Source organism: Enterobacter sp. Crenshaw (assembly GCF_024734705.1).
Lineage (GTDB): Bacteria > Pseudomonadota > Gammaproteobacteria > Enterobacterales > Enterobacteriaceae > Enterobacter > Enterobacter asburiae_B.
In genome coordinates this window covers 1,612,958-1,639,168 of the sequence record NZ_CP102932.1, presented here as the reverse complement: position 1 = coordinate 1,639,168, position 26,211 = coordinate 1,612,958, and the positions used below count along the sequence as shown (strand labels likewise).

Genomic DNA, 26,211 nt, shown 5'->3' with positions numbered 1-26,211 from the left:
ATCACCGTGTACGGTATTTATCCGTACACATCGTAAATAAGCCTGTCCATTTTTTCAATCTAAACCTTCTTTTGCCGTCAAATCCCTGACCTCAGTCCGACGCTTTCTGAGCTTTAACTCGCTCACCAGCACCCCGGCGACAATAAATGCCGCTCCCACCAGCGCCAGAAGCGGCAAACGCTCACCTGCAATGCGTCCGAAAATCCCCGCCCAGACCGGTTCACCGGTATAAATCACCGTCGCGCGGGTTGGCGATACGCTGCGCTGCGCCCAGTTCATGGTGACCTGAATAATGGCGCTGAAAATACCCAGCCCCAGTGCGACCACCACCAGGCCGGTGGACATCGGCGGCACGGACTCCTCTGCCGGCACCATCGTCGCAAACGCCACCAGCGACGCTGTGGCGAGCTGCACCACCGTTACCCGCTTGACGTCGACCTTGCCCGCCCAGGCGCTAATCAGAATAATTTCCGCCGCAATGGCAATCGCCCCTATCAGGGTGATGATTTCGCCCGGCCCCAGCGCAAGCAGGTTGTTTTCCGGCCCGGCCAGTAAGATCAGGCCGATAAACGCCAGCACGATGCCAATACAGGACATCAGCCCCGGCAGCCGCCCCAGGCACAGCCACTGCAGTAGCGGCACCAGCGGCACATACATGGCGGTGATAAACGCGGATTTACTGCTGGAGATGGTCTGCAATCCCCACGTTTGCAGGCTGTAGCCCATCGCTATCGCCACCCCAATCGCCACGCCGGCCTTAAGTTCTTTCAGCGTCAGCCCCCGCAGCGTTTTAAGCGAAATTAGCCCCACGGCAAGCGCCGCCGTCGCAAAGCGCAGGCCAACAAAAAAGAACGGATCGCTGAGGGTCACCGCGTACTGAACGGCCAGAAACGTCCCGCCCCAGAACATGGTGATGAGAATGAGGATGGCTTCCTGCGGTTTAACGGAGAATTTGAAGCGTGAGACAGACATGCGGCACTCGCGGTTAAGATCAATTCTCTAGTGTGCGTTGCCTTTGGTTACAGTTCAATGTTGCAGAAATAAAAAAACCGCCGGGAGATCCCGGCGGCAGGGGTTCAACCCGGCGTGTTACTTACTGCTGCCGTGGCTGTTTTTCCCCCCTTTCTTGCCAGCTTCAGATGCGCGTTGCGGGTCATTCTTGAAATTGCCCCCGCTATGCTGGCCACCTTTACGGCCTGCTTCTGATGCTCTTTCACGGTCTTCTGCGAAATTACCTGAACCACCACGATGGTTTGCCATCTCTAACCTCCAGAATGTGAAACATTAGACATCATATTGCATTCAGTAAAAGAGGATTCTTTCACCTCGCAACACAAGGACAGTGCCTTTATCTATGCCGCGTGAAACTAAGCTTAGTGGAATGCCGCTATCCGGCAAGCCGCAGGTAATATTCTGCAACATGAACTCAGCCTTTCGGGTGAGATGACGCGGCGGCGATTCATAAACCTTTCTTATCATTTCAAAAATATGCTGCCAAAAAGTTGTTTCATTTTGCTACAAAGCCTTTTTGTAACCATATTGTTATAAATCAAAGAAATGCCGTTCATTTTTGCAGTCTGGCTGTGATGGCATATCTTTAAAAGAACGCAGCGATCCGCTGTCAGAAAAACCAACGAGGAGTGATGCAAAATGGCAAAAGTTCTGGTGCTCTATTATTCCATGTATGGACACATTGAAACCATGGCTCACGCGGTAGCAGAAGGTGCGAACAGGGTTGATGGCGTTGAGGTTGTGGTGAAACGCGTACCGGAAACCATGCAAGCGGAAGCCTTCCTGAAAGCCGGGGGGAAAACGCAAAACGCCCCGGTCGCCACCCCGCAGGAGCTGGCGGACTATGATGCCATCATCTTCGGCACCCCGACCCGCTTCGGCAATATGTCGGGCCAGATGCGCACCTTCCTCGATCAAACCGGCGGACTTTGGGCATCCGGGGCGCTTTACGGCAAACTCGCCAGCGTATTCAGCTCTACCGGCACCGGCGGCGGTCAGGAGCAGACGATTACCTCAACCTGGACTACCCTTGCTCATCACGGGATGGTGATTGTGCCGATTGGCTACGGCGCCCAGGAGCTGTTTGACATTTCCCAGGTGCGTGGCGGTACGCCTTACGGCGCAACCACCATTGCCGGTGGGGATGGCTCACGTCAGCCAAGCAATGAAGAACTGTCTATCGCCCGCTATCAGGGTGAATACGTCGCGGGTCTGGCCAAAAAACTGAACGGCTAACACCCAACAGGAGGACAAGCATGCCAACTCAAGAATCCAAAGCTCACCACGTGGGCGAATGGGCAAGTTTACGCAACACCTCTCCGGAGATTGCCGAAGCTATCTTTGAAGTCGCGAAGTACGATGAAAAGCTGGCCGAGCAGATTTGGGAGGAAGGTAACGATGAGGTGCTGGTGCGCGCCTTCGAAAAAACGGATAAAGACTCGCTCTTCTGGGGCGAGCAAACCATCGAACGTAAAAACGTCTAAGCGTTTCCCCCCGCCGCAGCGGGGGGTTCTCTTTTACTTCGCCGCGTTATTCATCACCGCATTGAATTTATCGACAGGACAGAAGCCGTTCGCATCCACCGGGCAGCCTTTCAGCTCCAGCGTCACGCGCTGCGCGGGCGACTGCAGCGACAGGACGCTGGCGTTACGCAGCTGCTCTGAGCTCTGGTAGACATACTCAATTTTCATCAGCTCCTGGTTGGCGTTTTTGTCATGCCAGCGCTGGAAGACAATCTTGCCGCCAATCGGGGTGCGCTCCTGCTGGTCGTGCAGCTGATACGGTTTGAAATCCAGGGCCGTCAGCAGGGAAGCAATGTTCGAGTCATGCCCCACCAGCAGGGTGATTTTCGGCGCTTTTGCCTGCTCGGTAACCAGCGTTTTATCAATGTACTTCACCAGCGGCTTCGCCACGTTTTGCGCCACTTCGGTGGAGGTAAACAGCGAGTCCTGATAGCCGTTCTTCAGCTTCGACAGCACGCGCCACTGCTGGTCGGTTTTGATTTCGCCCCAGGCCACCTGGTCGGCCGGGAAGCCTTCGTAATACTGCAGCGTGAACGCGTCCACCAGCGAGTTACCCACCTTCAGCGGCCCGGATACGCCAGGCTCTTTTTCATAGTCGGCGCTGAAGGTATCTTTCGCGTCAGCCAACGAGCAGACCTTTTTCTCTTTGCAGGACGGGGAATCCGCGTAGTTCGTCAGCTTCTCCAGCAGCTTATAGCTTTCGCCCAGCTGCATTTTCTGCCGCTCGGTCTCCATCGCCTTGAGCGCTTTTTCGCGAAATTCCGGCGAGTTATCGGTAATCACCGGATTAAAGGTCGGATCCATGGTGCCCATTTTTTCCTGATGGTGCACGGGAACGTCGCAGCCCGGGAACGCGCCGGTGATGAAGAACTGCGCGGTGGCAACGGTACGCTGCAGGCTGTTGGCGTAAGCATAAACGCTATCCGCCGCAGGACATTCTCCCGTCTTCACCATCCCCTGCTGCGCCAGCCACTCGCGCATGTAATGGCCCATATAGACTTCCAGCACGCCGCCCTTGGTGGTGAGCTGACCGCCCGGCACCTCCCACTCCGGCCACTGCTTCGGCGTGGACTGCTCCAGCACGCTGCCGTTATTGGCGAGCGGCGCGCGCAGGTTGTGACGGCTCATGATTAAAACTTGCTCCAGCTGATACCCTTCCGGCGTCTCTTGCGCCTGCACGCCAAACGTTGCTGAAATGGAACCGGCGACTGCCAGCGCGAGTAGTGCTTTTTTCATCCCTAATTCCTCACTCGTTTTAAAATGTCGCGTTCAGTGTGACAGATTGGTGACAATTTTCCGGGAAGCATTTCTCAAACTGATGATTAACGTGCTTACGGTGTGTGCCAATAAGTTTTATAATAAAACCACACCCCACCGGAGAATTGACCGTGAAACGTACCCGCCTCGAAGAGAGCACCTGCCCCGTCGCCCGTTCGCTGGATATCATCGGCGACTGGTGGTCGCTGCTGATTGTGCGCGACGCGCTGCGCGGGATTAAACGCTTCGGCGAGTTCCAGAAAAGCCTCGGCATCGCGAAAAACATGCTGACCACGCGGCTGAAACTGCTGGTCGACGAAGGCATCCTCCGGCTTCAGCCCGCGTCCGACGGCAGCGCCTGGCAGGAATACGTCCTGACCGACAAGGGGCGTGCCCTGCAAACGGTGCTGGTTGCCCTCTCCCAGTGGGGCAATGAATTTTTGTTTGCGGATAACGAATGCGGCACCGTGCTGGTCGATACCGAACAGCGCAAACCCCTGCGCAAACTGGCGCTTATCGCCGACGATGGCCGCGAACTGACGCCTGAAGAGATCGTGGCGAAACTCCCCTCCTGAACGTTCCCGACGGCAACAGCACAAAATGCTCGCAAATATGGTTGCATTATAAAACCAAATAGCGGAGAGTTTATTCAGTTTCATCTTGAAACCAAATAACCCACTTTGCCCTGAGGTAACACACGATGACTACGCAAATCACCACCGCCCTGATTACGGGCGCCTCTTCCGGGATTGGTGCCGTTTATGCCGACCGTCTTGCCGCGCGCGGCGCTAACCTGGTGCTGGTCGCACGTCGCGAAGATCGCCTGAACACCCTTGCCGCCGACCTTCGCGCACGCTACGGCGTGGCCGTCGATATTCTGGTGGCCGATCTTACCGATGAAGCCGGGATCCGCGCCGTGGAAGAGGCGCTGCGCAGCAATACCGCCATTGATACGCTCATTAACAACGCGGGCACCGCGCAGATGGCGCCGTTCCTCGCGGGCGATGTGGCGCAGCATCAGGCCATTAACACCCTGAACACCACGGCGCTGATGCGTCTGACCTACGCCATCCTGCCCCGCCTGGCGCAGAACAATCGCGGCACGCTGATCAATATCGCGTCCGTGCTGGCCCTGCACGTCCGGGCGGGCAGCGCGCTCTACAGCGCCACCAAGGCGTGGGTGTTGAGCTTTACCCGTGGGTTACAGGAAGAATTTGCCGACAGCAGCGTGCGCATTCAGGCCGTGCTGCCCGCCGCCACGGCGACAGAAATCTGGAGCCATTCGGGCGTCACGGTGAACGATCTGCCGGAAGGATCGGTGATGACCACCGACGATATGGTGGATGCATCGCTGGCGGGTCTGGATCAGGGTGAACCGATCACTATCCCGCCGATGCATGACGCCGGCCTGTGGGATCGCTACGAAGCGGCGCGTCTTGAGCTGTTCAACAGCGCGCGCACCGGCATTCCGGCACCGCGCTACGCAAAACAGTAGCCTAACGCTCAAGCTGGTCGCCGTACTCACTCATCCAGGCGGCCAGCGGGGAGAGTGCGTCCTGCAGGGTTAACCCCAGCGCGGTGATCTGATACTCCACGCGCGGCGGGATCTCCGGGTAGACCGTCCGCGTCACCAGCCCGCGCTGCTCAAACAGGCGCAGCTGCTTGGTCAATTCTTTCTGAGTGATGGGTGTGGCCGCCCGCAGCAGATCGCCAAAGCGTACGGGCGTGTTGAACACAATCAGACGGTACAAAATGGGGATCGCCCACTTACCGGATATCAGGTTCACAAACTGCGTCATCGGGCAGGTATACGCCTCAGATTTTTTTTCGCAGCACACCTCCAGCATTTCTGCCATAGCACACCTCTTGCCTCTTTAGTATCCATTTGGTACCTGGTTTCCTTTCGATACTAACGTTTCTATAGTGCTTTCTCCAGAGACATTTCAGGAGAAGAACATGGGTCGTTTAACAGATAAATATACGCTGATTACCGGCGGCACCAGCGGCATCGGTCTTGCCACCGCGCAGGCGTTTATCGCCGAAGGCGCGCGCGTCGCCGTGACCGGACGCAACCCGGACACCCTCGCCGAAGCAGAACGTATTCTTGGCGATAAGGCCTGGGTGATCCCGACCGATGCGGGAGATATCGCCTCGCAAAAAGCGCTGGCGGAAACCCTCGCCGCCCGCTGGCCACGCCTGGACGCGGTGTTTCTCAACGCCGGTGACGTGACGCACGCGCCGCTGGAAGCCTGGCAGGAGGAGGCGTGGGACCGCCTGATGGGCATCAACCTGAAGGGGCCGTTCTTTTTAATTCAGGCGCTGCTGCCGCTGCTGAATAACCCGTCGTCGGTGATCCTCTGCGGCTCGGTGAGCGCGCGTATCGGCCTGCCGACCAGCAGCGTGTATGCCGCGAGCAAGGCCGCCCTGCTGTCGCTGGCGCGCACGCTGTCGGCGGAGCTGCTGCAGCGCGGGATCCGCGTCAACGGCCTGAGCCCCGGTCCGGTGGAGACCCCGGCGTTTACCAAAACGGGCTTAAGCGACGAGGCGCTTAACGCGATGATGGCGGAGATCATCAAGCTGGTGCCGCTCGGCAGAATGGGCTCGACGACGGAGCTGGCAAAAGCCGCGCTCTATCTGGCCTCCGACGAGTCGAGCTACACGGTGGGAACGGAGCTGCTGGTCGACGGCGGAATGGGGAGTTTGTAACTCAAAAGGCGCTGATGCCGGTGACGATGCCGACATACAGCGCCGCCCATGCGCAGGCGGAAAGCAGGCTGACGGCGTAGACCTTGACTGCATTCAGCCTGAGCATTCCCGCCGCCAGCGGCACGATGTAGCGCAGCACCGCCAGAAAACGCGCGGTGAACAGGACCAGCACCCCGTTTTTCTGCAGCTGATGCTGCACCCGCAGCATTTTACCGGCCTGCTTTGCCGAGAAGCGGGTCATCCATCGCGTGTGCCCCATCAGCTGGCCGATATGGTAGTTCAGCACCGAACCCGCTGTTGCCCCCAACACCACGGCCAGCCACGCCTGCGCAGGATGCATGCTCGCCTGGCTGACGGTAATGCCCGCCAGCAGCATCACCGAGGCGGGCGGCAGCACGGAGGAGACTAGCACCGTCGATTTACTCAGCGCCATCACAAATAACAGCGCGAAAAGATGTGCCGGATACAGCGCAAAATGATTCAGCAGATTATCAAACCACGCCATTATCCTCCCCTCCGTTGATTATTTAATCCACCATTAGAAATGAATTAACTTAAATAAACCCTCAACATTTTATTAATAAAAATCGTCTAAACCGTTCTTAAACATTATTTAATTTTCTGAGCGGTAAATTTAAATAAGCGTATTATTCCTCACGTTTTACAACGATCTCGTTATGGCGAGGCTCCTGTACAAATACACGTTATCGCTCTGGTAGGTTCGAGAGAACCGACACAGGGTAAAACAGGCACTGTCGAATCAAGGCTTTGTCAGTATAACTTCCCTCGTGGGATACGGTGTACAGTGCTGAACCCAGGACGTGGGGATCTCCTCTTCGACATGCCCTGTCTTGCTCGCCCCTGAGAGATGTTATTATTCAAAGGGAATTCACTATGTCTTACGCTATTCACAACCAGAACCTGGCATTCAATGACAGCGCGATCGCGCAATATATGAATACCGATTTTATTGTCCTCGATATTTCATTATGCGTGGCGCTGGCGCGCGAGCAATTCTTCGAAAAATTAAAAGACGACGATATTCCGTCTCATATTTTTATTGAAGACAATGGCCGCCTGGCGGGCATGATTGCCGTGCGTAAATTGCTGCAGACCGCCGACACGGTACAGCCGGTGAAATCGCTGATGATTTCGCAGTTTTTGCAGGTCAAACCGGAGGATGAACGTGCCGACGTTGCCGGACTGCTGGCGCACGGCGGCGCGGATGTGGTGCCCGTGGTCACCCACGGCAAGCTCGTCGGCTGCCTGACCGAGCGCGAAATCGCCCATCTGCTGGAAGATGACGTCACCGAAGACGCCCAGCTTCAGGGGGCGACGCTGCCGCTGGAGAAGCCCTATCTGGACACCAGCCCGTATAGCCTGTGGAAGAAACGTTCCGTCTGGCTGCTGCTGCTGTTTGTCGCGGAGGCCTACACCAGCTCGGTGATCCAGCATTTTGAAGAGGCGCTGGAGTCCGCCATCGCGCTGGCGTTCTTTATTCCGCTGCTGATCGGCACGGGCGGCAACAGCGGGACGCAGATCACCTCCACGCTTGTGCGCGCCATGGCGCTGGGGGAAGTCCGCCTGCGCGACGTTGGCCGCGTGCTGCGTAAAGAGATGACCACCTCGCTGATGATTGCCGCCACGCTCGGTATCGCCGGGTGCATTCGCGCCTGGATGATGGGGATTGGGCTGGAAATTACGCTTATCGTCAGCCTGACGCTGGTGTGCATTACGCTCTGGAGTGCGATTGTGTCGTCCGTGATCCCGATGGTGCTCAAGCGCTGCGGCATTGACCCGGCGGTCGTCTCCGCGCCGTTTATCGCGACGCTTATCGACGGCACCGGGCTGATTATCTACTTTAAGATTGCGCAATATACGCTGGGGCTGGAGTAACGCGGTCCGCCAGCTGGATCACCGCTCGCGAAAACGCCTCAATCGCCAGGGCGACATCTTCAGCCATCACCGATTCCGCCGGATGGTGGCTGACGCCCCCTTTGCAGCGCACAAACAGCATGCCGACCGGCCAGCGTTCCGCGATGGCAATCGCATCGTGGCCCGCACCGCTGGGCAGCGATAGCGAGCGACCCTGTACCGAAGTGACGGCCTCCCCCAGCACGTTTTGCAGGTGGATATCGCACGGCGTGGCGGCAATGCGGTAAAACTCCTCGGCGCTGAAGTCCAGACCGCGGCGCGATGCGATCGCCTGCGCATGTTCCAGCAGGTCGTTAAGCAACCGATCCAGCGGCGCATCCTGCGGCCCGCGAATATCCAGCGAGAGCTGTACCTCGCCGGGGATCACGTTCACCGCCCCCGGCAGGCAGCGCAGTTCGCCAACCGTCGCCACCAGGTTGCCGCCCTGTTGTCGGGTAGCGTTTTCAATGATAACCATCCACTCGGCGGCGGCGGCCAGCGCGTCCCTGCGGTGGAGCATCGGCACGGTTCCCGCGTGCCCGGCCTCGCCGATGAAGCGGCAGTTCAGACGGCGCGCGCCGTTAATGGCTTCCACCACGCCAAGGGCGAGCGCCTCCTGCTCAAGGCACGGCCCCTGCTCAATATGCAGCTCCAGATAGGCGCTGAAATCCTCCTGACGGCGCGCGGCATGGAGCACGCGGGCAGGATCGAGCCCCATCAGGATCATCGCCTGCGCCACGCTGATCCCGCTGGCGTCGGCTTTTTCCAGCCAGCCCTGCGGCCAGGTGCCCGTCAGCCCCCGGCTGCCTAACAGCGTAATGCCGAAGCGGGTTCCCTCTTCGTCGCAAAAGCCGACAATCTCAATGGCCTGGGCCAGATGCACCCCCTGCTGGTGCAGGCTGTCCACCACCTCAATGGCGGCAAGCACGCCGAGCATGCCGTCGTAGCGCCCGGCATTGCGCACGGTATCGAGATGCGAGCCGAGCAGCACCGCCTGCGCCCCTTCCTGCGCGCCCTCATAGCGTCCACAGATGTTGCCCACGCTGTCCTGCCAGACGGTCATTCCCGCCTGGCTCATCCACTGCTCCACCAGCTGGTTGGCCTGCAGATGCTGGGTGGAGAGATAAACCCTCGTCAGCGCATCCGGGGTTTCGCTGATGGCGGCCAGCGCGTCGGCGCGAGCCATCACCCGTTCTGCCGCCGGGCTCATTGCGGCGTCTCGCGACGATAGTGGTCCCACGCGGCCTGCATGGCGGCCCCCTGCGTGGTGGTGAATTTCAGGTAGTTCAGCACCGACTCCAGCGCGCTCAGGGTGGTCATCACGCAATCCTTGCGCGCGTTGTAGCCCATGGTGCCAATGCGCCACACTTTGCCGTGCAGCGGGCCAAACGAGGTGCCGATTTCAATCCCGAAATCCTCCAGCATCAGCTTGCGCACCTGGTCGCCGTTGACGCCCTGCGGGATAACCACGCCCAGCACGTTGTTCATCTTGTGCTTCAGGTCGCCGAAGGTCTCCAACCCCATCGCCTGAATGCCCTTCAGCAGCGCATCGCCGTGCAGCTTATGGCGCGCGATGCCGTTATCCAGCCCTTCCTGCAGGATCAGACGCGCGCACTCGCGGGCGCCAAACAGCGCGGTGGTGGCTTCGGTATGGTGGTTAAGGCGCTCCGGCCCCCAGTAGTCCATCACCATGCCGAGATCGAAATAGTTGGAGTAGATCATCTCCTCGTCGCCATCGCGGTGGGCGTCGGTGCGGATGCCCTCCTCAACGCATTTACGGCGGCGGATCGCCTCCTCCATGCGCGCGCTCAGGGTGATCGGCGAGGTGCCCGACGGGCCGCCGAGGCACTTCTGCATCCCGGCCGATACCGCATCCAGTCCCCAGGCGTCGGTTTCCAGCGCGTTGCCGCCGAGCGACGCGGTGGCGTCGGTATAAAACAGCACGTCGTAGCGGCGGCAGATCGCGCCAAGCTCGGCGAGCGGCTGGAGCATGGTGGTGGAGGTATCGCCCTGCACGGTCAGCAGCAGGCGCGGACGAACACGCTTAATCGCATCCTCCACCTGGTCGGGGGTGAACACCTCGCCCCACGGCACCTCGATGGTATGCACCTCCGCGCGGCAGCGGCGGGCAATTTCGCACAGCAGATGACCAAAGCGGCCAAAGACCGGCACCAGCACCTTATCTCCCGGGCGGATGGCGGAGACCAGAATGGCTTCAATCCCCCCGCGGGAAGTGCCGTCCACCAGCATCGTCCAGCGGTTCTCGGTGCGGAACACCCCGCGATAGAGCGCCATCACCTCGTTCATGTAGTGGGTCATGGCCGGATCGTACTGGCCGATCAGCTGGCTCGACATGGCGCGCAGCACGCGCGGGTCGGCGTTGATCGGGCCCGGCCCCATCAGCAGGCGCTGGGGCGGGTTGATTTGCGGAAAGCGTGCGATATCCATTGTTAAGTCCTTATCAGTTGAGGCCGCGCACGGAGGAGATGAACTGCTTCAGTTCCGTGGTCTGCGGGTTGGCGAACAGCGTTTTGCTGTCGCCCTGCTCCCAGACTTTCCCCTGGTGCATAAACACCACGCGGTCGCCCACTTCGCGGGCAAAATTCATTTCATGGGTAACAAGTATGAGCGTCATCCCCTCGGCCGCCAGCTGCTCCAGCACCTTGAGCACTTCGCCCACCAGCTCCGGGTCGAGCGCGGAGGTGATCTCGTCGCAGAGTAAAACTTTCGGCGACATCGCCAGCGCGCGGGCAATCGCCACGCGCTGCTGCTGGCCGCCGGAGAGACTCGACGGGTAGTAATCCAGACGATCGCCTAAGCCCACTTTCTCCAGCATCTGCTGCGCCAGCTCGCGGCATTCGGCGGCGCTTTTCTTCAGCACCCGACGCGGGGCGAGCATCACGTTTTCCAGCGCCGTCATGTGCGGAAACAGGTTGAAGCTCTGGAACACCATCCCGACCGAGCGGCTGATTTCGCGCGCCTGAGAATCCCGGTCGGTAATGGTCATGCCGCCCAGCTTGATGCTGCCGTCCTGATAGCCTTCCAGTCCGTTGATGCAGCGCAGCAGCGTGCTTTTGCCCGATCCGCTGCGCCCGATAATGGAGATCACCTGGCCCATGTCGATATCCAGATCGACGCCCTTGAGCACGTGGTTATCGCCGTAGTACTTCTGCACCTGATTAATGGTGATGAGAGGCATTGAATTTCGTCTCCAGATAGCGGCTGTAGCGCGACAGCGGATAACACAGAATAAAGTAGCCGGGCGCCACCAGCGCAAAGACCTTAAACGGCTGATACGTCACGTTGGTCAGCATGGTCCCGGCCTTGGTCAGCTCGATAAAACCGATAATCGACGCCAGCGCGGTGCCCTTGATCACCTGCACGGCAAAGCCGACCGTCGGGGCGATACCGATGCGCAGCGCCTGCGGGGCGACCACGCGAAACAGGGTCTGGCCAAAGGTCAGCCCCAGACAGCGCGAGGCTTCCCACTGCCCCTTGGGCAGAGCGCGAATGCTGCCGAACCAGATATCGAGCAGAAACGCGCTGGTGTAGAAGGTGAGCGCCAGCGAGGCGGCGGTCCACGGCGAGACGTCGATGCCGAACAGCGCCACGCCGAAGAAGGCCAGGAACAGCTGCATCAGCAGCGGCGTGCCCTGAAACAGCTCAATATAGCCGCGGATGATGCGCCTGACCGTGCGCCCGCCCGTCAGGCGCAGCAGCAGGAGCGGCAGCGTCACCGCCGCCCCGCCGACAAACGCCACCAGCGACAGCAGCACCGTCCAGCGTCCGGCCAGCAGCAGGTTGCGAATAATGTCCCAGTCGGTAAAGGTGGTCATCATGCCTGCACCCCCAGCCATTTTCGTCCCGCCGCCATCATCAGCTGGCGCAGGGTAATCGACAGCGCTAAGTAAATCCCGGTTGTCACCAGATAAACCTCAAAGCTCAGAAACGTTCTGGACTGGATCAGGTTGGCGGCGAAGGTCAGCTCTTCATACGAGACCTGCGACACCACCGACGAGCCGAGCATCACGATGATGCACTGGCTCACCAGCGCCGGGTAAATGCGCTGCAGCGCGGGCGGCAGCACCACGCGGATAAAGGTCTGCAGGCGGGTCAGCCCCAGCACGCGTCCGGCCTCCCACTGCCCTTTCGGCGTGACCTGAATGCCCGCGCGGATAATCTCGGTGCTGTAGGCGCCCAGGTTCACCACCATGGCCAGCAGCGCCGCTTCCCCCGCCGTCATCTTCAGCCCAAGATTCGGCAGGCCGAAGACGATGAAAAACAGCTGCACCACAAACGGCGTGTTGCGGATGATCTCCACGTACGCGCCCCAGATCCGGCTGTACCAGGTGGTGCGTCCGCTGCGGATCGCCGCCCCGAAAATCCCTATCGCCAGGCCGCCGACGGTCGCCATCACCGTCAGCTGAATAGTGACCCACAGCCCCGCCAGCAGCTCCGGCCAGTGCGGCCAGAGCGCGGAGAAATGAAGTTGCTCAGTCATCGGCTCAGGCGCCAAGGTTGGCCGGCAGCGGGGCCTTCAGCCACTGCTCGGACAGGCCGTTCAGCGTGCCGTCCTTGATACCCTGCTCAATCAGCGCGTCCACTTTTGCCTTCAGGGCCGGTTCGTTTTTCTTCAGGCCAATAAAGCACGGCGAATCTTTCAGCATAAAGCTCGGCACCGGAGCTTTATCCGCGTTCTGGCGCGAAATGGCCGCCACCACCAGGTTGCCGGTCGCCACGTACTGCACCTGTCCGGAGAGGTAGGCGGAGAGCGTGGTGTTGTTATCTTCGTAGCGCTTCACGTCCGCGTCTTTCGGCGCCAGGCCGGTCAGCACCATGTCCTCCACCGCCCCGCGCGTCACGCCGATGGTTTTTCCGCTCAGCGCGGCGGCGTCTTTCAGCTCGGCCCCTTTCGGACCAAACACGCCGAGGAAGAACGGAGCGTAGGCGCGGCTAAAGTCGATCACCTTCTCGCGCTCCGGATTTTTACCGAGGCTGGAAATGACCAGATCCACCTTATCGGTTTGCAGGTACGGCACGCGGTTGGCGCTGGTCACCGGCACCAGCTGCAGCTTGAGCTTCATCTGTTTGGCCAGATAGCGCGCCATGTCGATGTCATAGCCCTGCGGCTGCAGATCGGTCCCCACCGAGCCAAACGGCGGGAAGTCCTGCGGAACGGCAATGCGAATGGTGCCGCGCTTCTCGATATCCTGAAGCTGGTCAGCCTTTGCCGGCAGCTGTGTGAAGAGACATGCGGCCCCGGCCAGTGCAATCAACAATTTTTTCATGGTGCTTCCCCGTAACGTTAACATGAAACAAAAGATTCTTTGAGAGTGATTTTGCAACTAATGTGCCAGATAGGGCGAAGCGGAAAATATTCTTGCGAAGCCTGATAAAACGCGGACGGGTCGAAAAAACGTCTATTTTCCCGACCCGTCAGATGCACCATTTTAATGCAAAGCACCAGCCTGATGCCCCATTATCGCTGTTCGAGTTCGTCCAGCTGCTGGTAAAGGGAGGCAATCTCGTGAATGCGCGGACGGCCTTTATCGAGAATTTCATGCAGGAAGGCGTTTGCCAGCAGGTTGATCAGGCTGTTGACCGAGGAGTAGCTGTCATAGGCCGAGACGCTGTCCAGCGGGGCGCAGAGCTGCCAGCTCGCCAGCGGAAACAGGCTGTGCGCCTGCGGCTCGCACATCAGCAGCACCGGAGTACCGCGGCTCTGAAGCTGCTGCATCAGCGGGCGGATGATGCGCGGGCGGCGGCGAAAGGCCATCATGACCACCAGATCGTCCGGCGTTAAATCCACCAGCTCCTCGCTCAGGCTCTGCCCCGGCTGCGGCAGGACCAGCACCTGACCGCGCGCCTGCAGCAGCTGCTGGCGCAGGTGCAGCGCCGCCGGATAGGCGTTACGCATGCCGATAATGACGATGCGCCGCGCCTTCACCATGCAGGCCATCGCGTCGGCAAACTGCTGCGCGTCGAGGGCATTGACCCACTGGGTCAGGTTCGCCATCTCCTGCTTATAGTGGCGCGCCAGCAGCGTGTTGCCCTGCACCGCGTCGCGGTTATCGGTGAGCGGCATCCCGCTCTGGCGCAGGGTGCGCAGCTCGTCGCGCATGTCCTTATATTTCTCATAGCCCAGACGCTTAAACAGGCGGCTAACCGTGGCTTTCGACACCCCGCTCAGCTGCGCCAGCTCGGCGCTGTTGTAGCTAATGAGATCGTCAAAATGATCGAAAATAAAGTCCGCCACCCGCTGCTCCTGCGGCGACAGCGACGGGTACTGTGCTTTCAGACGTTCATCCAGTTGTTCCATAGCGCCTCTGTAACTTTTGTTTCATCACATTATGCCTTTCATTCTACCTTTCATTATACGTGCCAGTTTACTGAAACTTTTCTTTCAGAACTGGAACAGCTTTTGCAGCGCCTTGTGACTTTCAGGGTTACGAGGACTCTATATGCAAAGTAATGTCTCCACGCACGGCATGGCCGTTGCGCCCCACCATCTTGCCAGCCAGAGCGCCCTGGCGGTGCTGCGCGAAGGCGGCAGCGCGATAGAGGCGATGGTCGCCGCGGCGGCCACCGTTGCCGTCGTTTACCCGCACATGAACGGGCTGGGTGGCGATGGCTTCTGGCTTATCGTGCCGCCGGACGGCGAACCTGTCGCCATTGACGCCAGCGGCGCGGCGGGATCGCGCGCAACGCTCGCCGCCTACGACGGGCTGGCGCACATCCCTCATCGCGGCCCCCGCGCGGCGCTGACCGTCGCCGGCACGGTGAGCGGCTGGGACGAGGCGCTGAAGGTCTCGCGCGAGATGACCGGCAAGGCGCTGCCGCTGGCTCGCCTGCTGGCCGACGCCATTGACTATGCGCAGAACGGCACGCCGGTCACGGCCTCTCAGGCCCACGCCACGGCCAGCAAATTCGACGAGCTGAAGGACGTCCCCGGCTTCGCGGAAACCTGGCTGGTGGACGGCAAGCCGCCAGAGGTCGGGAGCCGCTTTTACCAGCCCGCCATGGCCACGACGTTGACGCGCCTGGTGGAAGACGGTCTGGACAGCTTTTACCGCGGCCCGCTGGCGGACGTGCTGGCGCACGGCATGGAGACGCTGGGCCTGCCCGTGACGCTGGCCGATCTTAATGCGCACGCTGCCCGGCGCACCGCGCCGCTGAAGCTGCAGCATCAGCAGGGGGAGATCTTTAACCAGGCCCCGCCGACGCAGGGGCTGGTCTCGCTGGCGATACTCGGCATCACCGACCGCCTGAATATGGCGGAGGCCGACGACGCCGATACCATTCACCGCATCGTTGAAGCCACCAAGCTGGCCTTTGGCCTGCGCGATGCCCACATTACCGACCCGCGCGAGCTGAAAACCGATATTCAGGGTCTGCTGGATCCCGCCGCCCTGCAGGCGCTTGCCGACAGGGTTGACGACGGCCGCGCCGCGCCGTGGGGCACCGGAAAAGGCCCCGGCGATACGGTGTGGATGGGAGTGATGGATAACAGCGGGCTTGCCGTGTCGTTTATCCAGAGTATCTATCACGAGTTCGGCAGCGGCGTGGTGCTGCCCGACACCGGCATCGTCTGGCAGAACCGGGGGGCATCGTTCAGCCTCGATCCCAATCATCTTCTGGCCCTCGCGCCGGGCAAGCAGCCTTTCCATACCCTGAACCCGGCGGCGGCGCGTCTTAAGGACGGGCGGGTGATGGTCTACGGATCGATGGGCGGTGACGGACAGCCGCAAACCCAGGCCGCGCTCTTTACCCGCTACGCGATTCAGGGCGTGCCTTTACAGGAGAGCATTTCCCGCCCGCGCTGGCTGCTGGGGCGCACCTGGGGACAAACCTCGGACACGTTAAAGCTGGAAGGACGCTTTACCGCTGAGACGGTCTCACGGCTTCAGGCACTCGGACATGAAGTGGAGATATTCCCTGACTTCAGCGAAGCGATGGGCCACGCGGGCGCGATTGTCCGCCACCCCAACGGGCTGTTCGAAGGGGCATTTGACCCGCGCAGCAACGGCGCGGCCGCCGGATTCTGAGGAGAAAACAATGACGACACAACAACCCGACTGGCAGGCGTATCTGGCGCAAATGGAGTCCGTGCTCGGCGTAACGCTGGACGATGCCCGCCGCGCCGAGCTGCAGGTGCAGTTCAGCCGCATAGCAAACATGGCCGCCCCGCTGATGGCGCTGCCGCTCGACGACCGTCTGGAGATCGCAGGAGTATACAAAGCATGAGGCTACACGAGATGAGTATCAGCGCGATCCAGCATGCGCTGGGCGCGGGCGAGCTGAGCGCTCGCGAGATTGCCCGCCAGACGCTTGAGGCGATTGCGCGCGTTAACCCACAGATCGGCGCCTGGACCGCCGTGACGGAAGCTCGCATGCTCGCCGAGGCCGAGAGCATCGATACCCTGCGCCGCGAAAAGCGCCCCCTGCCCCCGCTGGCGGGCGTGCCCTACGCGGTAAAAAACCTGTTCGACGTTGCCGGCCACACCACCCTTGCCGGGGCAGAGCTGTTCAGCCAGCGCCCCGCCGCGGCCGCTGACAGCTTCGCGGTGCGCCAGCTGCGCAGCGCGGGCGGGCTGCTGACCGGGATGGTGAATATGGACGCCTACGCCTACGGCTTTACTACCGAAAACAGCCACTACGGAACGACGCGTAACCCGCACGATCTGGCGCGCATTGCGGGCGGGTCGTCCGGCGGCTCGGCCGCCGCCGTGGCCGCCGGGCTGGTGCACTTTTCGCTCGGCACCGACACCAACGGATCGATTCGCGTTCCGGCCTCCCTGTGCGGCATCTACGGTCTGAAGCCCACCTTTGGCCGCCTGTCGCGATCCGGCAGCCATCCGTTTGTCGCGAGCCTCGATCATATCGGCCCCTTTGCCCGCCGCGTGTGCGACCTGGCGTCCGTATACGATGCGCTGCAGGGGCGGGACAGCAGCGACGCTTTTCAGGCAGAGAGCTCGCGCGAGCAGACGCGCCCGCTGCTCGATCGCGGGCTTGACGGCCTGCGCTGCGCGGTGCTCGGCGGCTACTTCACCACCTGGTGCGACGCGGATGCCAGAGACGCCGTGGCGCGGGTGGCGAAGGCGCTCGCCGTGCGGGATGAGCTGCAGTTCCCGGACGCCGAGCTGGCGCGCTCCGCGGCGTTTATCATCAGCGCCTCCGAAGGGGGAAACCAGTACCTGCCCGCGCTTCGCCGCGAGCCCGAGCGTTTTGAGCCGCACTCCCGGGAGCGCCTGCTGGCAGGCGCGATGATCCCCTCCGCCTGGTACATTCAGGCCCAGCGGTTTCGCGCGCACGCCCGGCAGGCGTTTAAAACCCTGTTCGCGCAGGCCGACGTGCTGATCGCGCCGGCAACGCCGCGCAGCGCCACGCTCGCGGGTGAGCAGACCATGGAGATTAACGGTCAGCCGCTCCCCATTCGCGCCAGCATGGGGATGCTGACCCAGCCGATTTCATTTCTGGGCCTGCCCGTGACCACCGTTCCGCTGCGTACCGCGCAGGGTGCGCCGATTGGCCTGCAGCTGATTGCCGCGCCGTTTAACGAGCAGGCCTGCCTGCGCGCCGCGCGCGTGCTGGAAGAGAGCGGCATCGCCGACGCCCGTCCGGCGGAGGTGGCCGCATGATGAATCACGATGACATTAACCTGCCGTGGGTGGTTGCCGAGGTGACCGCCGCGTTTTACCGCTATGAAGACGCGCTGGTGAGCAACAACGTTGCGGTGCTGGACGAGCTGTTCTGGCACGACAAAAACACGGTGCGTCTGGGGGCGGGTGAAAACCTGTACGGGATTGATGAAATCCGCGCCTTCCGGGCGGCGCGCCCCGCCGCCGGGCTGCAGCGGACGCTGCGCCACACCGTGATTACCACCTTCGGGGAGGATTATGCCGTGTGCAGCACCGAGTTTACCCGGGAGGGCACGGAGCGCGTTGGCCGCCAGCAGCAGACGTGGGTGCGGTTTGCCTACGGGTGGCGCATCGTGGCGGCGCAGGTGAGTTTGATGGTATAACGCTGAAAAACCTGCCCGGTGGCGCTGCGCTTACCGGGCCTACGATGTCCCGTATGCCCTGTGGGTCCAGTAGGCCGGGTAAGGCGCAGCCGCCACCCGGCTAAACACGGCTCAGTTATTTCTGAAACGGATGCACATCCCGCCAGTGGTCGGCAATCTGCTGGCGGGTACAGACCCACACCCTCTCGTGCTGCTGCACGTAATCCAGGAACCGCTGCAGCGCGCGAAAACGCCCCGGCCGCCCCAGCAGGCGGCAGTGCATGCCGATGGACATCATCTTCGGCGCGCGTTCTCCCTCTTCGTACAGCACGTCAAAACTGTCCTTCAGATACGTATAAAACTGCTCGGCGGTGTTAAACCCCTGCACGGTGGCGAAGCGCATGTCGTTCGCATCCAGCGTATACGGCACGATCAGGTGCGGTTTACGGGTGCCGTCGCCGCAGGCCACTTCCGTCCAGAAGGGCAGATCGTCGCCGTAGTAGTCGCTGTCATAGTCGAAGCCGCCGTGCTCCACCACCAGCTGGCGGGTGTTGGGGCTGTCGCGCCCGGTGTACCAGCCCGTCGGCGGCTTGCCGAACAAGTCGGTCAACACGTGCACCGCCTTGTGCAGGTGTTCGCGCTCCTGGCTGATATCCATGCTCTGGTAGTGGATCCAGCGCCAGCCGTGACTGACCACGTCATAATCCGCACTCTTGATAGCCTCAACGATCTCCGGGTGACGCGCCAGCGCCATCGCCACGCCAAAGACCGTCAGCGGCAGGCCGCGCTTTTGAAATTCATTGTGGATCCGCCAGAATCCGGCGCGGCTGCCGTATTCGTAGAGGGAGTCCATCGACATGTGTTTATCCGGGTAGCTGGCCGCGCCGATAATGTCCGACAGGAACTGCTCGGATCCGGCATCGCCGTGCAGAACGTGGTTTTCCGCCCCTTCCTCATAATTGAGCACAAACTGCACGGCGATACGCGCCTGATTCGGCCACCGCGCGTGCGGCGGGTTTCCCGCGTAGCCGCGCAGATCCCGCGGGTAATCCTGTTCAAAAAGCCCCATTGCCACCCCCAAAAATTAAAATGGATTCAGTGCCTGAAACTGCCCGCTTAACGCTTTTTTCTCCGGGAAGGCCAGATCCCCGTGCTTGCTGGTCGACAGCCCCAGCGCCACCAGCGACTCCACCATCTTCACCGCCGCGCTGACGCCGTCGATGACCGGCACGCGCAGCTCGCGCGTCAGCTCCTGCGCCAGCGTCGCCATTCCACCGCAGCCCAGCACGATGGCGCCGCAGCCGTCCTCTTTCAGCGCCTGTATACAGCGCGCGCGCACCTTCTCCTGCGCCAGACCGCTGCCGTCTTCCAGCGCCAGCACCGGGAGATCGATAGCGTGCAGCGCCGCGCAGCGATCGTGAAAGCCATACTGGTGCAGCAGATGGCGGGCAATAATCAGCGTGCGCGGCAGCGTGGTGACCACCGAAAAGCGCGTCGCCACCAGCGTCGCCATATGCATGGCGGCTTCCGCAATGCCCACCACCGGCCCCTGCGCCAGCTCGCGCGCCGCCAGCAGGCCCGGATCGCCAAAGCAGGCGATGACGTGACCGTCCACGCCCTGCTCTCTGCCGAGCTTAACCTGTTCGAGAACCCCCACGGCGGCGACGGCCTCATCAAAGTGGCCTTCTATAGACGGCACGCCCGCGCTCGGGCAAACCGCGAGGATCTCCGTACCCGGCGCCGCCACCGCGCGGGCCGCCGCGCCGATGGTTTCCGTCATCGCGAGGCTGGTGTTGGGGTTGATCACTTGTATACGGACAGATGACATTACGACTCCTTGTGGCCGGCAAACAGCCGGGCAAAATCAGGCAGGCACTCGCCCGCCCGCTCGAAGCAGAGGCTGGCGACGATATGTTCAAAATGGTGCATGAGGGCATCGCTGAGCGGCTGTAGCGCCTTCTGACGCAGCAGATCCACAAGCTGTTCGTGATCGTTGCAGCGACAGCCCTGACGCCACGGCGCGCCCCAGGTGGCAATCACCAGCGACGAGCGCTGGCTCAGGCCGGTCACCATCTCCGTCAGCACCTGGTTGCCGGAGATGGCCTGCAGCTGAATGTGGAAATTGGCGGAGTGGCGAATTGCCGCCGGGCCGTCGTACGCCTCGTGCGCCTGCTGCTCCTGGCGAATAATGGCCTCCAGCGCGGCAAGGTGCGGCGGCTGACAGCGGGCCAGCACGTCCGGCAGGTTGGCGACCTCCAGCAGCGCGCGGGTGCGGAAGATATGCTGCGCCTCTTCCACCGTCGGGCTGGCAACGTGTGCACCACGCTTGGGCGTTAAGGTGACCATTTGCACAGCGGCGAGTCGTTGAAGCACCTTGCGGATGCCCGTGCGGCTTACGCCAAAGACCTCGGCCAGCGCCTCTTCCGGCAGTTTGCTCCCCGGCAGCAGCTGATGTTCGACAATCGCGGTCATCAGCGCCTGAAAGATCGATTCGTCTTTGTCATGCAGGTCTGGCGCGGTCTGCAGGGCGTTTATGTTGTTCATTCACCACTCCGTCTTTTACTCTTCGTTATCGAATCGTATACATAAAAATAAAATATTGCATACAAGATTTATTATTTTGGCCTGGATCCTGCAACACCGTCTGCACTCCCGCTTAACGGGTTTTCATTCACAGGAGCAGGTTTCATGCCAAACAGTCAAAACGCGCAGCAGGGTACGGCCGCTGATTCCGGTGCGGTTTACAGCCCACGTCTTTGCAATGAGGATCTGGCACCGACGCGTGACCAGAACTGGAGCTGGTACAACATCTTTTCGTTCTGGATGTCGGACGTTCACAGCATGGGGGGTTATGTTGTCGCCGCGAGCTTCTTTACGCTCGGTCTGGCAAGCTGGCAGGTGCTGCTGTGCCTGCTGGTGGGGATTTGCATCGTGCAGCTGTGCGCCAACCTGGTAGCCAAACCGAGCCAGATGGCGGGCGTGCCCTACGCGGTAATCAGCCGTCAGGCGTTTGGCGTGTTCGGGGCCAATATTCCGGCGGTGATCCGCGGGCTGATCGCCTTCGCGTGGTACGGCATTCAGACCTACCTGGCCGCCAACGCCCTGATGCTGGTGGCGCTCAAGTTCTGGCCGTCGCTCTCTTCGCTCACTACCGGCGCATTCCTGGGCCTGTCGCATCTCGGCTGGATCTGCTTTGCCATCATGTGGGTGCTGCAGGCGATGGTCTTCTGGCACGGCATGAGCGCTATCAAGCGCTTTATTGATATCGCCGGTCCGGCGGTCTACGTGGTGATGCTGGCCCTCGCAGGCTGGATTGTATACAAGACCGGTTTTGACGGCATTTCCTTCACTCTCGCCAGCAAATCCCTGAGCGCGGGAGAGCAGACCTGGCAGATGATCACCGCGACCGCGCTGGTGGTGTCTTACTTCTCCGGCCCGCTGCTCAACTTTGGCGACTTCTCCCGCTACGGCAAAAGCATGGGCGAGATCCGCCGCGGCAACCGTTGGGGCCTGCCGTTTAACTTCCTGCTGTTCTCCATCGTCACCGTGGTGATTGTCTCCGGCACCCAGTCGCTGTTTGGCCGCATGATCACCGACCCGATCGAGACCGTCAGCCGCGTGGGCAACGATCTGGCCGTGGCGATTGGCCTGCTGACGATGATAACCGCCACCATCGGGATCAACATCGTCGCGAACTTCGTCTCCCCGGCGTTTGATTTCTCTAACTGCTCGCCGCAGAAAATCAGCTTCCGCACCGGGGGAATGATTGCCGCCGTCGGCTCGATCCTGCTTACCCCGTGGAACCTGTTCAACTCGCCGGAGCTTATCCACTACACCCTGGACGTGCTCGGGGCGTTTATCGGCCCGCTGTTCGGCATTCTGATTGCCGACTTCTACCTGATTAAGCGCGGCAAGGTGTCGGTTGACGATCTGTTCGACGACACGCCGAAGGGCAAATACTGGTACCGCAACGGCTTTAACCCGAAAGCCATTGGCGCGCTGATCCCGTCCGTTGCCGTGGGCCTGGTGATCAGCTTTATTCCGGCCCTGCATGAGGTGGCGAACTTCAGCTGGTTTATCGGCGTCTTCCTCGGCGGCGTGACCTACCGCTGGCTGGCGCGGGAAGATCGCGAGACGGCGGGGGCGACGTCGTTCGGCTCCCGCGTGGCCACGCAAAAAGAGTAACCCCCTCCTCCGGCCGCAGCTTAGCTGCGGCCCGTTCATTCTGGCACCGTTCTTGCTGCGCCTTCTCACCCCGCTACGCAAACACTAAGGCAGGAATCATGATGGATTACCAGACAGCGATCCGCGGTGAATTTTTTGATATTGCCCAGGTCTGCGACAGCGCAGACGCGATTGCCCGGCACGCGCGCTACCTTGAGGACGGGGTGCTGTTTATACAGAACGGAAAAATTCTGGCGCACATGCCGTGGCAGGAGGGCGAGCAGTATCTTGACCCCCACAAGAGCTACACCGACCTGCGCGGTAAGCTACTGCTGCCCGGTTTTGTCGATACCCACGTCCATTATCCGCAAACGGAGATGATCGGCGCCTTTGGCGAGCAGCTGCTGGAGTGGCTGACCACCTACACCTTCCCGGTGGAGAGCCAGTTTGCCGATGAAGCCTACGCGAAAGAGATCGCCGAATTTTTCATTCACCAGCTGGTAAGCAACGGCACCACCACCGCACTGGTGTTTTGCACGCTGCATCCGGAATCGGTCGAGGCGTTGTTTACCGAAGCCCTGCGCCTCAACATGCGCCTAATCGCCGGAAAGGTGATGATGGACAGACACACCCCGGACTACCTGAGCGAAGACGCGAAGCAGAGCTACCGGCAGACGCGGGCGCTGATCCAGCGCTGGCACCACCGGGGACGGCTGGGCTACGCCATTACCCCGCGCTTTGCTCCGACCTCATCTCCCGAGCTGCTCGCCGCGGTCAGCCTGCTCAGAGAGGAGTTCCCGGATACCTGGATGCAGACCCACCTGAGCGAAAACCCCAACGAAGTGGCCTGGGTGAGCGACCTCTGGCCGGAGCACGAGCGCTATCTGGACGTGTATCACCACTACGGCCTGACCGGCGAGCGCAGCGTGTTTGCCCACGCGATTCACCTTCACCACAGCGAGTGGCAGTGCCTGCATGACACCGGTTCGGCGGTGGCGTTTTGCCCCACCTCTAACCTGTTTCTCGGCAGCGGGCTGTTTCGCCTGCCCGCCTGCTGGCAGCACAAGGTGCGGATGGGCATCGGCACCGACGTCGGCGCGGGCACCACCTTCAGCATGCTGCGCACCCTAGGGGAGGCCTACAAGGTCGGCCAGCTTCAGAGCTACCGCCTGCGCGCCAGCGAGGCGTTTTATCACGCCACGCTGGGCGGCGCGCACGCCCTCAGGCTCGCCGATAAGATTGGCAACTTCGCACCCGGCAAAGAGGCGGATTTCGTGGTGATCGACCCTGACGTGACGCCGCTGCAGCGCCTGCGCAATCGCCGCTGTCAGGATATCTACGAGCAGCTTTTTGTGCTGATGACCCTCGGCGACGAGCGCAACATCAGCGAGACCTGGGTCAACGGCGAGCGGGTGTGGTCAACTTCCCCGGTAGGTTGACCATCCGCCGGGCGCAATCACAAACGGCAGATGGAAATGCTCGTCTGCCGCTTCTCCCGTCACAAAATCAATTTGCGCGCAGGGGTATAGCGTGTCGCGGCCGGTTTCGCTAAACCACGCGCCGATCTCCGCCACCAGCCGATAGCGGCCTGCGGGCAGAGAGGGAACGAACGCGGCGATGCGTCCCTGGACGTTGGTCACGCCCGAGGCCAGCGTGTTCCCGTCCTGTTGTAGATGAACCGTCACGCCCTCTGCGGGTTTGCCCGTCGAGATATCCAGAATATGGGTGCTGAGTGTGCTCATTCGCTAATGACTCCTTCCAGCCGTAGCAGCGTAATTTCCCGCAGCTGTTCCAGCGCGGCACGGACTTCCTGCGCGTCGCTGTTCTCCAGCCGCGCGTGCAGCGCCTGTAAAATCTCCTCGCCGCTGCGGCCCTTCGCGCGGATCAGAAACACGCGTCCGAAGCGGGCCTCGTAGCGGGCATTGCCCTCACGCAGCGCCCGGGCAAGGGCAGCATCGCCTTCATTCACCGCGCCCTGCTCCTGGCGCGACAGCGCCGCCTCCGCCTGTGAACCTGCGGGCTTTTCCCCGATGCGCGGATGGGCGCTCAGGGCCTGCGCCAGCGCCGCTTCGTCCCAGTTTTGCGTCAGCGCATTTGCCGTATCGAACAATTCGTCCCGGATGGCGTAGGGTCTCCCCAGAGCCAGCGCATCGGCCCATTCGGGGAGCGCCACGCAGGGATGAATCAGCGCTAACGCCTTTTCGTGGGGAAGATGATTGAAGTCGTGCAGTGCGATCATAGCGTCTCCTTTATTGTCTTCCTCCGGGTTATTGCACAAACCACGCCACTCTGAGCGCGGGCGTGAAACAGTCGATTCCGTATAGCTCAACTGGAAATTTTTGATTCAAAAAAAGGCACGCTCACCGCGTTTGCGCACCTTAGCAGTGCAAACTCACCTCTCACAACGCCGTTTTCACCACTCTGCAGCCTGGTACGCAAATTGCTGAATGTCTTTACACCCTGCAAAAGGAGAGAAGCATGAGAGCAATCGTCATTGGTGCGGGTATTGGCGGCCTGAGCGCCGCCGTCGCGCTGAAGAAAGCGGGCATCGACTGTACCGTGTTTGAAGCCGTCAAAGAGATCAGGCCCGTCGGGGCGGCCATCTCCATCTGGCCTAACGGCGTGAAATGCATGCAGCACCTCGGCATGGGCGACATCATCGAGACCTACGGCGGGCCGATGCGTTTTATGGCCTATAAGGATTACCGGCGCGGCGAGACCCTGACCCGCTTCAGCCTTGCCCCGCTGGTTGAGCGTACCGGCGGGCGCCCCTGCCCCGTCTCGCGCGCTGAACTTCAGCGCGAAATGCTGGATTTCTGGGGGCGCGACAGGGTGCAGTTCGGCAAGCGCGTCGAACGCGTCCATGAAGACGACGCGGGCGTGAACGTCACCTTCACAGACGGCACCACGGCAGCCGGCGATTTTCTGATTGCCGCCGACGGCAGCCACTCGGCGGTTCGCCCGTACGTGCTGGGGTATACCCCGGAGCGCCGCTACGCCGGGTACGTGAACTGGAACGGGTTGGTGAAGATTGACGAAGAAATCGCCCCGGCGCACCAGTGGACCACCTTCGTTGGCGAAGGCAAACGCGTGTCGCTGATGCCCGTTTCCGGCGGACGCTTCTACTTCTTTTTTGACGTGCCGCTGCCTGCGGGTCTGGCGGAGGATCGCACCACCCTGCGCGCCGACCTCACGGGCTACTTCCGCGGCTGGGCGCCGCCGGTGCAGAAGCTTATCGCGGCGCTGGATCCTGAAACGACCAACCGCATTGAAATCCACGACATTGAGCCGTTCGACAGCCTGGTGCGCGGCAACGTCGCGCTGCTCGGCGATGCCGCGCACAGCACCACGCCGGACATCGGCCAGGGCGGCTGTGCGGCGATGGAAGACGCCGTGGTGCTGGGGGAGTGCCTGCGCGAAAACCACAGCATCACGCTGGCGCTGCGGCAGTACGAAGCGCTGCGCTGCGACCGGGTGCGCGACCTGGTGCTGAAGGCGCGTAAACGCTGCGACGTCACCCACGGGAAAGACATGGCGTTGACGCAGGCCTGGTATCAGGAGCTCAAAGAAGAGACCGGAGAGCGCATCATCAACGGTCTGTGCGAGACCATTCAGGCCGGCCCGTTAGGCTGAACG

General features: G+C 61.2%; 29 protein-coding genes, 1 pseudogene and 1 riboswitch. Of the genes and pseudogenes, 13 read left to right on the top strand and 17 right to left on the bottom strand.

What is annotated here, in order from left to right; genetic code table 11:
- Window positions 1–54: 54 nt before the first annotated feature.
- A complete protein-coding gene (locus NWV12_RS07675) occupies window positions 55–972 on the bottom strand; it encodes a DMT family transporter (protein ID WP_048979072.1) in 918 nt (305 codons plus the stop codon).
- 117 nt (window positions 973–1,089) lie between these two features.
- Window positions 1,090–1,260, bottom strand: coding sequence for a general stress protein (locus NWV12_RS07670; protein ID WP_023311077.1), 171 nt, complete (start codon window positions 1,258–1,260; stop codon window positions 1,090–1,092).
- A gap of 390 nt (window positions 1,261–1,650) precedes the next feature.
- Here NWV12_RS07670 and wrbA point away from each other — a divergent pair, with 390 nt between their 5' ends.
- A complete protein-coding gene (wrbA, locus tag NWV12_RS07665) occupies window positions 1,651–2,247 on the top strand; it encodes an NAD(P)H:quinone oxidoreductase (RefSeq protein WP_023311076.1) in 597 nt (198 codons plus the stop codon).
- 20 nt (window positions 2,248–2,267) lie between these two features.
- Complete coding sequence (locus tag NWV12_RS07660; RefSeq protein ID WP_008499832.1) at window positions 2,268–2,495, top strand: YccJ family protein; 228 nt, start codon at window positions 2,268–2,270, stop codon at window positions 2,493–2,495.
- Between the two features lie 33 nt (window positions 2,496–2,528).
- On the opposite strand, the gene agp is transcribed toward NWV12_RS07660, so the two are convergent.
- Window positions 2,529–3,770, bottom strand: coding sequence for a bifunctional glucose-1-phosphatase/inositol phosphatase (gene agp, locus NWV12_RS07655; RefSeq protein ID WP_048979071.1), 1,242 nt, complete (start codon window positions 3,768–3,770; stop codon window positions 2,529–2,531).
- 152 nt (window positions 3,771–3,922) lie between these two features.
- Here agp and NWV12_RS07650 point away from each other — a divergent pair, with 152 nt between their 5' ends.
- Complete coding sequence (locus NWV12_RS07650; RefSeq protein WP_032658095.1) at window positions 3,923–4,366, top strand: helix-turn-helix domain-containing protein; 444 nt, start codon at window positions 3,923–3,925, stop codon at window positions 4,364–4,366.
- 125 nt (window positions 4,367–4,491) lie between these two features.
- Complete coding sequence (locus tag NWV12_RS07645; RefSeq protein ID WP_033145158.1) at window positions 4,492–5,286, top strand: SDR family oxidoreductase; 795 nt, start codon at window positions 4,492–4,494, stop codon at window positions 5,284–5,286.
- 1 nt (window position 5,287) lies between these two features.
- On the opposite strand, the gene NWV12_RS07640 is transcribed toward NWV12_RS07645, so the two are convergent.
- A complete protein-coding gene (locus tag NWV12_RS07640) occupies window positions 5,288–5,647 on the bottom strand; it encodes a helix-turn-helix domain-containing protein (RefSeq protein ID WP_047061537.1) in 360 nt (119 codons plus the stop codon).
- A gap of 100 nt (window positions 5,648–5,747) precedes the next feature.
- On the opposite strand from NWV12_RS07640, the gene NWV12_RS07635 reads away from it, so the two are divergent.
- Window positions 5,748–6,497, top strand: a complete 750-nt coding sequence (locus NWV12_RS07635) for an SDR family oxidoreductase (RefSeq protein WP_048979070.1) — start codon at window positions 5,748–5,750, stop codon at window positions 6,495–6,497.
- 1 nt (window position 6,498) lies between these two features.
- Here NWV12_RS07635 and NWV12_RS07630 read toward each other — a convergent pair whose 3' ends face one another.
- Complete coding sequence (locus NWV12_RS07630; RefSeq protein ID WP_048979069.1) at window positions 6,499–7,002, bottom strand: DedA family protein; 504 nt, start codon at window positions 7,000–7,002, stop codon at window positions 6,499–6,501.
- Window positions 7,003–7,161: 159 nt separating this feature from the next.
- Window positions 7,162–7,331, top strand: a riboswitch (M-box (ykoK) riboswitch).
- 60 nt (window positions 7,332–7,391) lie between these two features.
- Here NWV12_RS07630 and NWV12_RS07625 point away from each other — a divergent pair.
- Window positions 7,392–8,393 carry a magnesium transporter gene (locus NWV12_RS07625; RefSeq protein ID WP_029741838.1) on the top strand — a complete coding sequence of 334 codons (1,002 nt, stop codon included), beginning with the start codon at window positions 7,392–7,394 and terminating at the stop codon, window positions 8,391–8,393.
- Here the strand turns inward: NWV12_RS07625 and hpxK are convergent.
- The 7 genes from hpxK to hpxU all read right to left on the bottom strand — a co-directional run bounded on the left by hpxK (window position 8,359) and on the right by hpxU (window position 14,730).
- Window positions 8,359–9,621, bottom strand: a complete 1,263-nt coding sequence (gene hpxK / locus NWV12_RS07620; protein ID WP_048979068.1) for an allantoate amidohydrolase — start codon at window positions 9,619–9,621, stop codon at window positions 8,359–8,361. The two genes, NWV12_RS07625 and hpxK, sit on opposite strands and share 35 nt — an antisense overlap.
- Entirely contained in the window at window positions 9,618–10,859 is a 1,242-nt protein-coding gene (locus tag NWV12_RS07615) for an alanine--glyoxylate aminotransferase family protein (protein WP_048983636.1), read from the bottom strand. Before NWV12_RS07615 ends, hpxK begins: the two co-directional genes overlap by 4 nt.
- A gap of 13 nt (window positions 10,860–10,872) precedes the next feature.
- Complete coding sequence (locus tag NWV12_RS07610) at window positions 10,873–11,610, bottom strand: amino acid ABC transporter ATP-binding protein (RefSeq protein ID WP_032638731.1); 738 nt, start codon at window positions 11,608–11,610, stop codon at window positions 10,873–10,875.
- Complete coding sequence (locus tag NWV12_RS07605) at window positions 11,591–12,247, bottom strand: amino acid ABC transporter permease (RefSeq protein ID WP_199767215.1); 657 nt, start codon at window positions 12,245–12,247, stop codon at window positions 11,591–11,593. Before NWV12_RS07605 ends, NWV12_RS07610 begins: the two co-directional genes overlap by 20 nt.
- Entirely contained in the window at window positions 12,247–12,912 is a 666-nt protein-coding gene (locus tag NWV12_RS07600; protein ID WP_048979579.1) for an amino acid ABC transporter permease, read from the bottom strand. The genes NWV12_RS07605 and NWV12_RS07600 overlap by 1 nt, the downstream gene beginning before the upstream one ends.
- A 4-nt stretch (window positions 12,913–12,916) precedes the next feature.
- Window positions 12,917–13,699 carry a transporter substrate-binding domain-containing protein gene (locus NWV12_RS07595; RefSeq protein ID WP_023311064.1) on the bottom strand — a complete coding sequence of 261 codons (783 nt, stop codon included), beginning with the start codon at window positions 13,697–13,699 and terminating at the stop codon, window positions 12,917–12,919.
- Between the two features lie 191 nt (window positions 13,700–13,890).
- Window positions 13,891–14,730, bottom strand: a complete 840-nt coding sequence (hpxU, locus tag NWV12_RS07590; protein WP_048979578.1) for a MurR/RpiR family transcriptional regulator HpxU — start codon at window positions 14,728–14,730, stop codon at window positions 13,891–13,893.
- Window positions 14,731–14,872: 142 nt separating this feature from the next.
- Between hpxU and hpxW the strand changes: the two genes are divergently transcribed.
- The 4 genes from hpxW to hpxZ are packed head-to-tail and all read left to right on the top strand — an operon-like array spanning window position 14,873 to window position 18,432.
- On the top strand, window positions 14,873–16,456 hold the full coding sequence (hpxW, locus tag NWV12_RS07585; RefSeq protein ID WP_048979577.1) for an oxamate amidohydrolase: 1,584 nt from the start codon (window positions 14,873–14,875) through the stop codon (window positions 16,454–16,456).
- 10 nt (window positions 16,457–16,466) lie between these two features.
- Entirely contained in the window at window positions 16,467–16,655 is a 189-nt protein-coding gene (gene hpxX, locus NWV12_RS07580) for an oxalurate catabolism protein HpxX (protein ID WP_033145148.1), read from the top strand.
- Window positions 16,652–18,049 carry an AtzE family amidohydrolase gene (locus NWV12_RS07575; RefSeq protein ID WP_048979576.1) on the top strand — a complete coding sequence of 466 codons (1,398 nt, stop codon included), beginning with the start codon at window positions 16,652–16,654 and terminating at the stop codon, window positions 18,047–18,049. Before hpxX ends, NWV12_RS07575 begins: the two co-directional genes overlap by 4 nt.
- On the top strand, window positions 18,046–18,432 hold the full coding sequence (gene hpxZ, locus NWV12_RS07570) for an oxalurate catabolism protein HpxZ (RefSeq protein WP_048979575.1): 387 nt from the start codon (window positions 18,046–18,048) through the stop codon (window positions 18,430–18,432). The genes NWV12_RS07575 and hpxZ overlap by 4 nt, the downstream gene beginning before the upstream one ends.
- 115 nt (window positions 18,433–18,547) lie before the next feature.
- On the opposite strand, the gene puuE is transcribed toward hpxZ, so the two are convergent.
- The 3 genes and pseudogenes from puuE to NWV12_RS07555 form a co-directional block, all read right to left on the bottom strand.
- The gene (puuE, locus tag NWV12_RS07565) at window positions 18,548–19,447 is read right to left on the bottom strand and encodes an allantoinase PuuE (protein ID WP_232056995.1); all 900 of its coding nucleotides are present in this window, start codon (window positions 19,445–19,447) and stop codon (window positions 18,548–18,550) included.
- Window positions 19,365–20,239: pseudogene (gene hpxA / locus NWV12_RS07560) on the bottom strand (allantoin racemase). Before hpxA ends, puuE begins: the two are co-directional and overlap by 83 nt.
- Complete coding sequence (locus NWV12_RS07555; protein WP_010429412.1) at window positions 20,239–20,955, bottom strand: GntR family transcriptional regulator; 717 nt, start codon at window positions 20,953–20,955, stop codon at window positions 20,239–20,241. The pseudogene hpxA and the gene NWV12_RS07555 overlap by 1 nt, the downstream one beginning before the upstream one ends.
- 144 nt (window positions 20,956–21,099) lie before the next feature.
- On the opposite strand from NWV12_RS07555, the gene NWV12_RS07550 reads away from it, so the two are divergent.
- Together NWV12_RS07550 and guaD are read left to right on the top strand one after the other, a co-directional pair.
- Window positions 21,100–22,596 carry an NCS1 family nucleobase:cation symporter-1 gene (locus NWV12_RS07550; RefSeq protein ID WP_023335187.1) on the top strand — a complete coding sequence of 499 codons (1,497 nt, stop codon included), beginning with the start codon at window positions 21,100–21,102 and terminating at the stop codon, window positions 22,594–22,596.
- A 98-nt stretch (window positions 22,597–22,694) separates the two neighbouring features.
- The gene (guaD, locus tag NWV12_RS07545) at window positions 22,695–24,014 is read left to right on the top strand and encodes a guanine deaminase (protein WP_048979571.1); all 1,320 of its coding nucleotides are present in this window, start codon (window positions 22,695–22,697) and stop codon (window positions 24,012–24,014) included.
- Here the strand turns inward: guaD and uraH are convergent.
- Window positions 23,994–24,317, bottom strand: a complete 324-nt coding sequence (gene uraH, locus NWV12_RS07540) for a hydroxyisourate hydrolase (RefSeq protein WP_048976712.1) — start codon at window positions 24,315–24,317, stop codon at window positions 23,994–23,996. The two genes, guaD and uraH, sit on opposite strands and share 21 nt — an antisense overlap.
- The gene (gene uraD / locus NWV12_RS07535; protein WP_048976713.1) at window positions 24,314–24,814 is read right to left on the bottom strand and encodes a 2-oxo-4-hydroxy-4-carboxy-5-ureidoimidazoline decarboxylase; all 501 of its coding nucleotides are present in this window, start codon (window positions 24,812–24,814) and stop codon (window positions 24,314–24,316) included. Before uraD ends, uraH begins: the two co-directional genes overlap by 4 nt.
- A gap of 239 nt (window positions 24,815–25,053) precedes the next feature.
- Between uraD and hpxO the strand changes: the two genes are divergently transcribed.
- Complete coding sequence (hpxO, locus tag NWV12_RS07530; RefSeq protein WP_048979570.1) at window positions 25,054–26,208, top strand: FAD-dependent urate hydroxylase HpxO; 1,155 nt, start codon at window positions 25,054–25,056, stop codon at window positions 26,206–26,208.
- Window positions 26,209–26,211 lie beyond the last annotated feature (3 nt).

What these genes read in the sequence shown, in the direction of transcription:
- NWV12_RS07675 (WP_048979072.1), bottom strand. Translation starts at nt 972, where the DNA reads ATGTCTGTCTCACGCTTCAAATTCTCCGTTAAACCGCAGGAAGCCATC.
- NWV12_RS07670 (WP_023311077.1), bottom strand. Translation starts at nt 1,260, where the DNA reads ATGGCAAACCATCGTGGTGGTTCAGGTAATTTCGCAGAAGACCGTGAA.
- wrbA (WP_023311076.1), top strand. Translation starts at nt 1,651, where the DNA reads ATGGCAAAAGTTCTGGTGCTCTATTATTCCATGTATGGACACATTGAA.
- NWV12_RS07660 (WP_008499832.1), top strand. Translation starts at nt 2,268, where the DNA reads ATGCCAACTCAAGAATCCAAAGCTCACCACGTGGGCGAATGGGCAAGT.
- agp (WP_048979071.1), bottom strand. Translation starts at nt 3,770, where the DNA reads ATGAAAAAAGCACTACTCGCGCTGGCAGTCGCCGGTTCCATTTCAGCA.
- NWV12_RS07645 (WP_033145158.1), top strand. Translation starts at nt 4,492, where the DNA reads ATGACTACGCAAATCACCACCGCCCTGATTACGGGCGCCTCTTCCGGG.
- NWV12_RS07640 (WP_047061537.1), bottom strand. Translation starts at nt 5,647, where the DNA reads ATGGCAGAAATGCTGGAGGTGTGCTGCGAAAAAAAATCTGAGGCGTAT.
- NWV12_RS07635 (WP_048979070.1), top strand. Translation starts at nt 5,748, where the DNA reads ATGGGTCGTTTAACAGATAAATATACGCTGATTACCGGCGGCACCAGC.
- NWV12_RS07630 (WP_048979069.1), bottom strand. Translation starts at nt 7,002, where the DNA reads ATGGCGTGGTTTGATAATCTGCTGAATCATTTTGCGCTGTATCCGGCA.
- NWV12_RS07625 (WP_029741838.1), top strand. Translation starts at nt 7,392, where the DNA reads ATGTCTTACGCTATTCACAACCAGAACCTGGCATTCAATGACAGCGCG.
- hpxK (WP_048979068.1), bottom strand. Translation starts at nt 9,621, where the DNA reads ATGAGCCCGGCGGCAGAACGGGTGATGGCTCGCGCCGACGCGCTGGCC.
- NWV12_RS07615 (WP_048983636.1), bottom strand. Translation starts at nt 10,859, where the DNA reads ATGGATATCGCACGCTTTCCGCAAATCAACCCGCCCCAGCGCCTGCTG.
- NWV12_RS07610 (WP_032638731.1), bottom strand. Translation starts at nt 11,610, where the DNA reads ATGCCTCTCATCACCATTAATCAGGTGCAGAAGTACTACGGCGATAAC.
- NWV12_RS07605 (WP_199767215.1), bottom strand. Translation starts at nt 12,247, where the DNA reads ATGACCACCTTTACCGACTGGGACATTATTCGCAACCTGCTGCTGGCC.
- NWV12_RS07600 (WP_048979579.1), bottom strand. Translation starts at nt 12,912, where the DNA reads ATGACTGAGCAACTTCATTTCTCCGCGCTCTGGCCGCACTGGCCGGAG.
- NWV12_RS07595 (WP_023311064.1), bottom strand. Translation starts at nt 13,699, where the DNA reads ATGAAAAAATTGTTGATTGCACTGGCCGGGGCCGCATGTCTCTTCACA.
- hpxU (WP_048979578.1), bottom strand. Translation starts at nt 14,730, where the DNA reads ATGGAACAACTGGATGAACGTCTGAAAGCACAGTACCCGTCGCTGTCG.
- hpxW (WP_048979577.1), top strand. Translation starts at nt 14,873, where the DNA reads ATGCAAAGTAATGTCTCCACGCACGGCATGGCCGTTGCGCCCCACCAT.
- hpxX (WP_033145148.1), top strand. Translation starts at nt 16,467, where the DNA reads ATGACGACACAACAACCCGACTGGCAGGCGTATCTGGCGCAAATGGAG.
- NWV12_RS07575 (WP_048979576.1), top strand. Translation starts at nt 16,652, where the DNA reads ATGAGGCTACACGAGATGAGTATCAGCGCGATCCAGCATGCGCTGGGC.
- hpxZ (WP_048979575.1), top strand. Translation starts at nt 18,046, where the DNA reads ATGATGAATCACGATGACATTAACCTGCCGTGGGTGGTTGCCGAGGTG.
- NWV12_RS07555 (WP_010429412.1), bottom strand. Translation starts at nt 20,955, where the DNA reads ATGAACAACATAAACGCCCTGCAGACCGCGCCAGACCTGCATGACAAA.
- NWV12_RS07550 (WP_023335187.1), top strand. Translation starts at nt 21,100, where the DNA reads ATGCCAAACAGTCAAAACGCGCAGCAGGGTACGGCCGCTGATTCCGGT.
- guaD (WP_048979571.1), top strand. Translation starts at nt 22,695, where the DNA reads ATGATGGATTACCAGACAGCGATCCGCGGTGAATTTTTTGATATTGCC.
- uraH (WP_048976712.1), bottom strand. Translation starts at nt 24,317, where the DNA reads ATGAGCACACTCAGCACCCATATTCTGGATATCTCGACGGGCAAACCC.
- uraD (WP_048976713.1), bottom strand. Translation starts at nt 24,814, where the DNA reads ATGATCGCACTGCACGACTTCAATCATCTTCCCCACGAAAAGGCGTTA.
- hpxO (WP_048979570.1), top strand. Translation starts at nt 25,054, where the DNA reads ATGAGAGCAATCGTCATTGGTGCGGGTATTGGCGGCCTGAGCGCCGCC.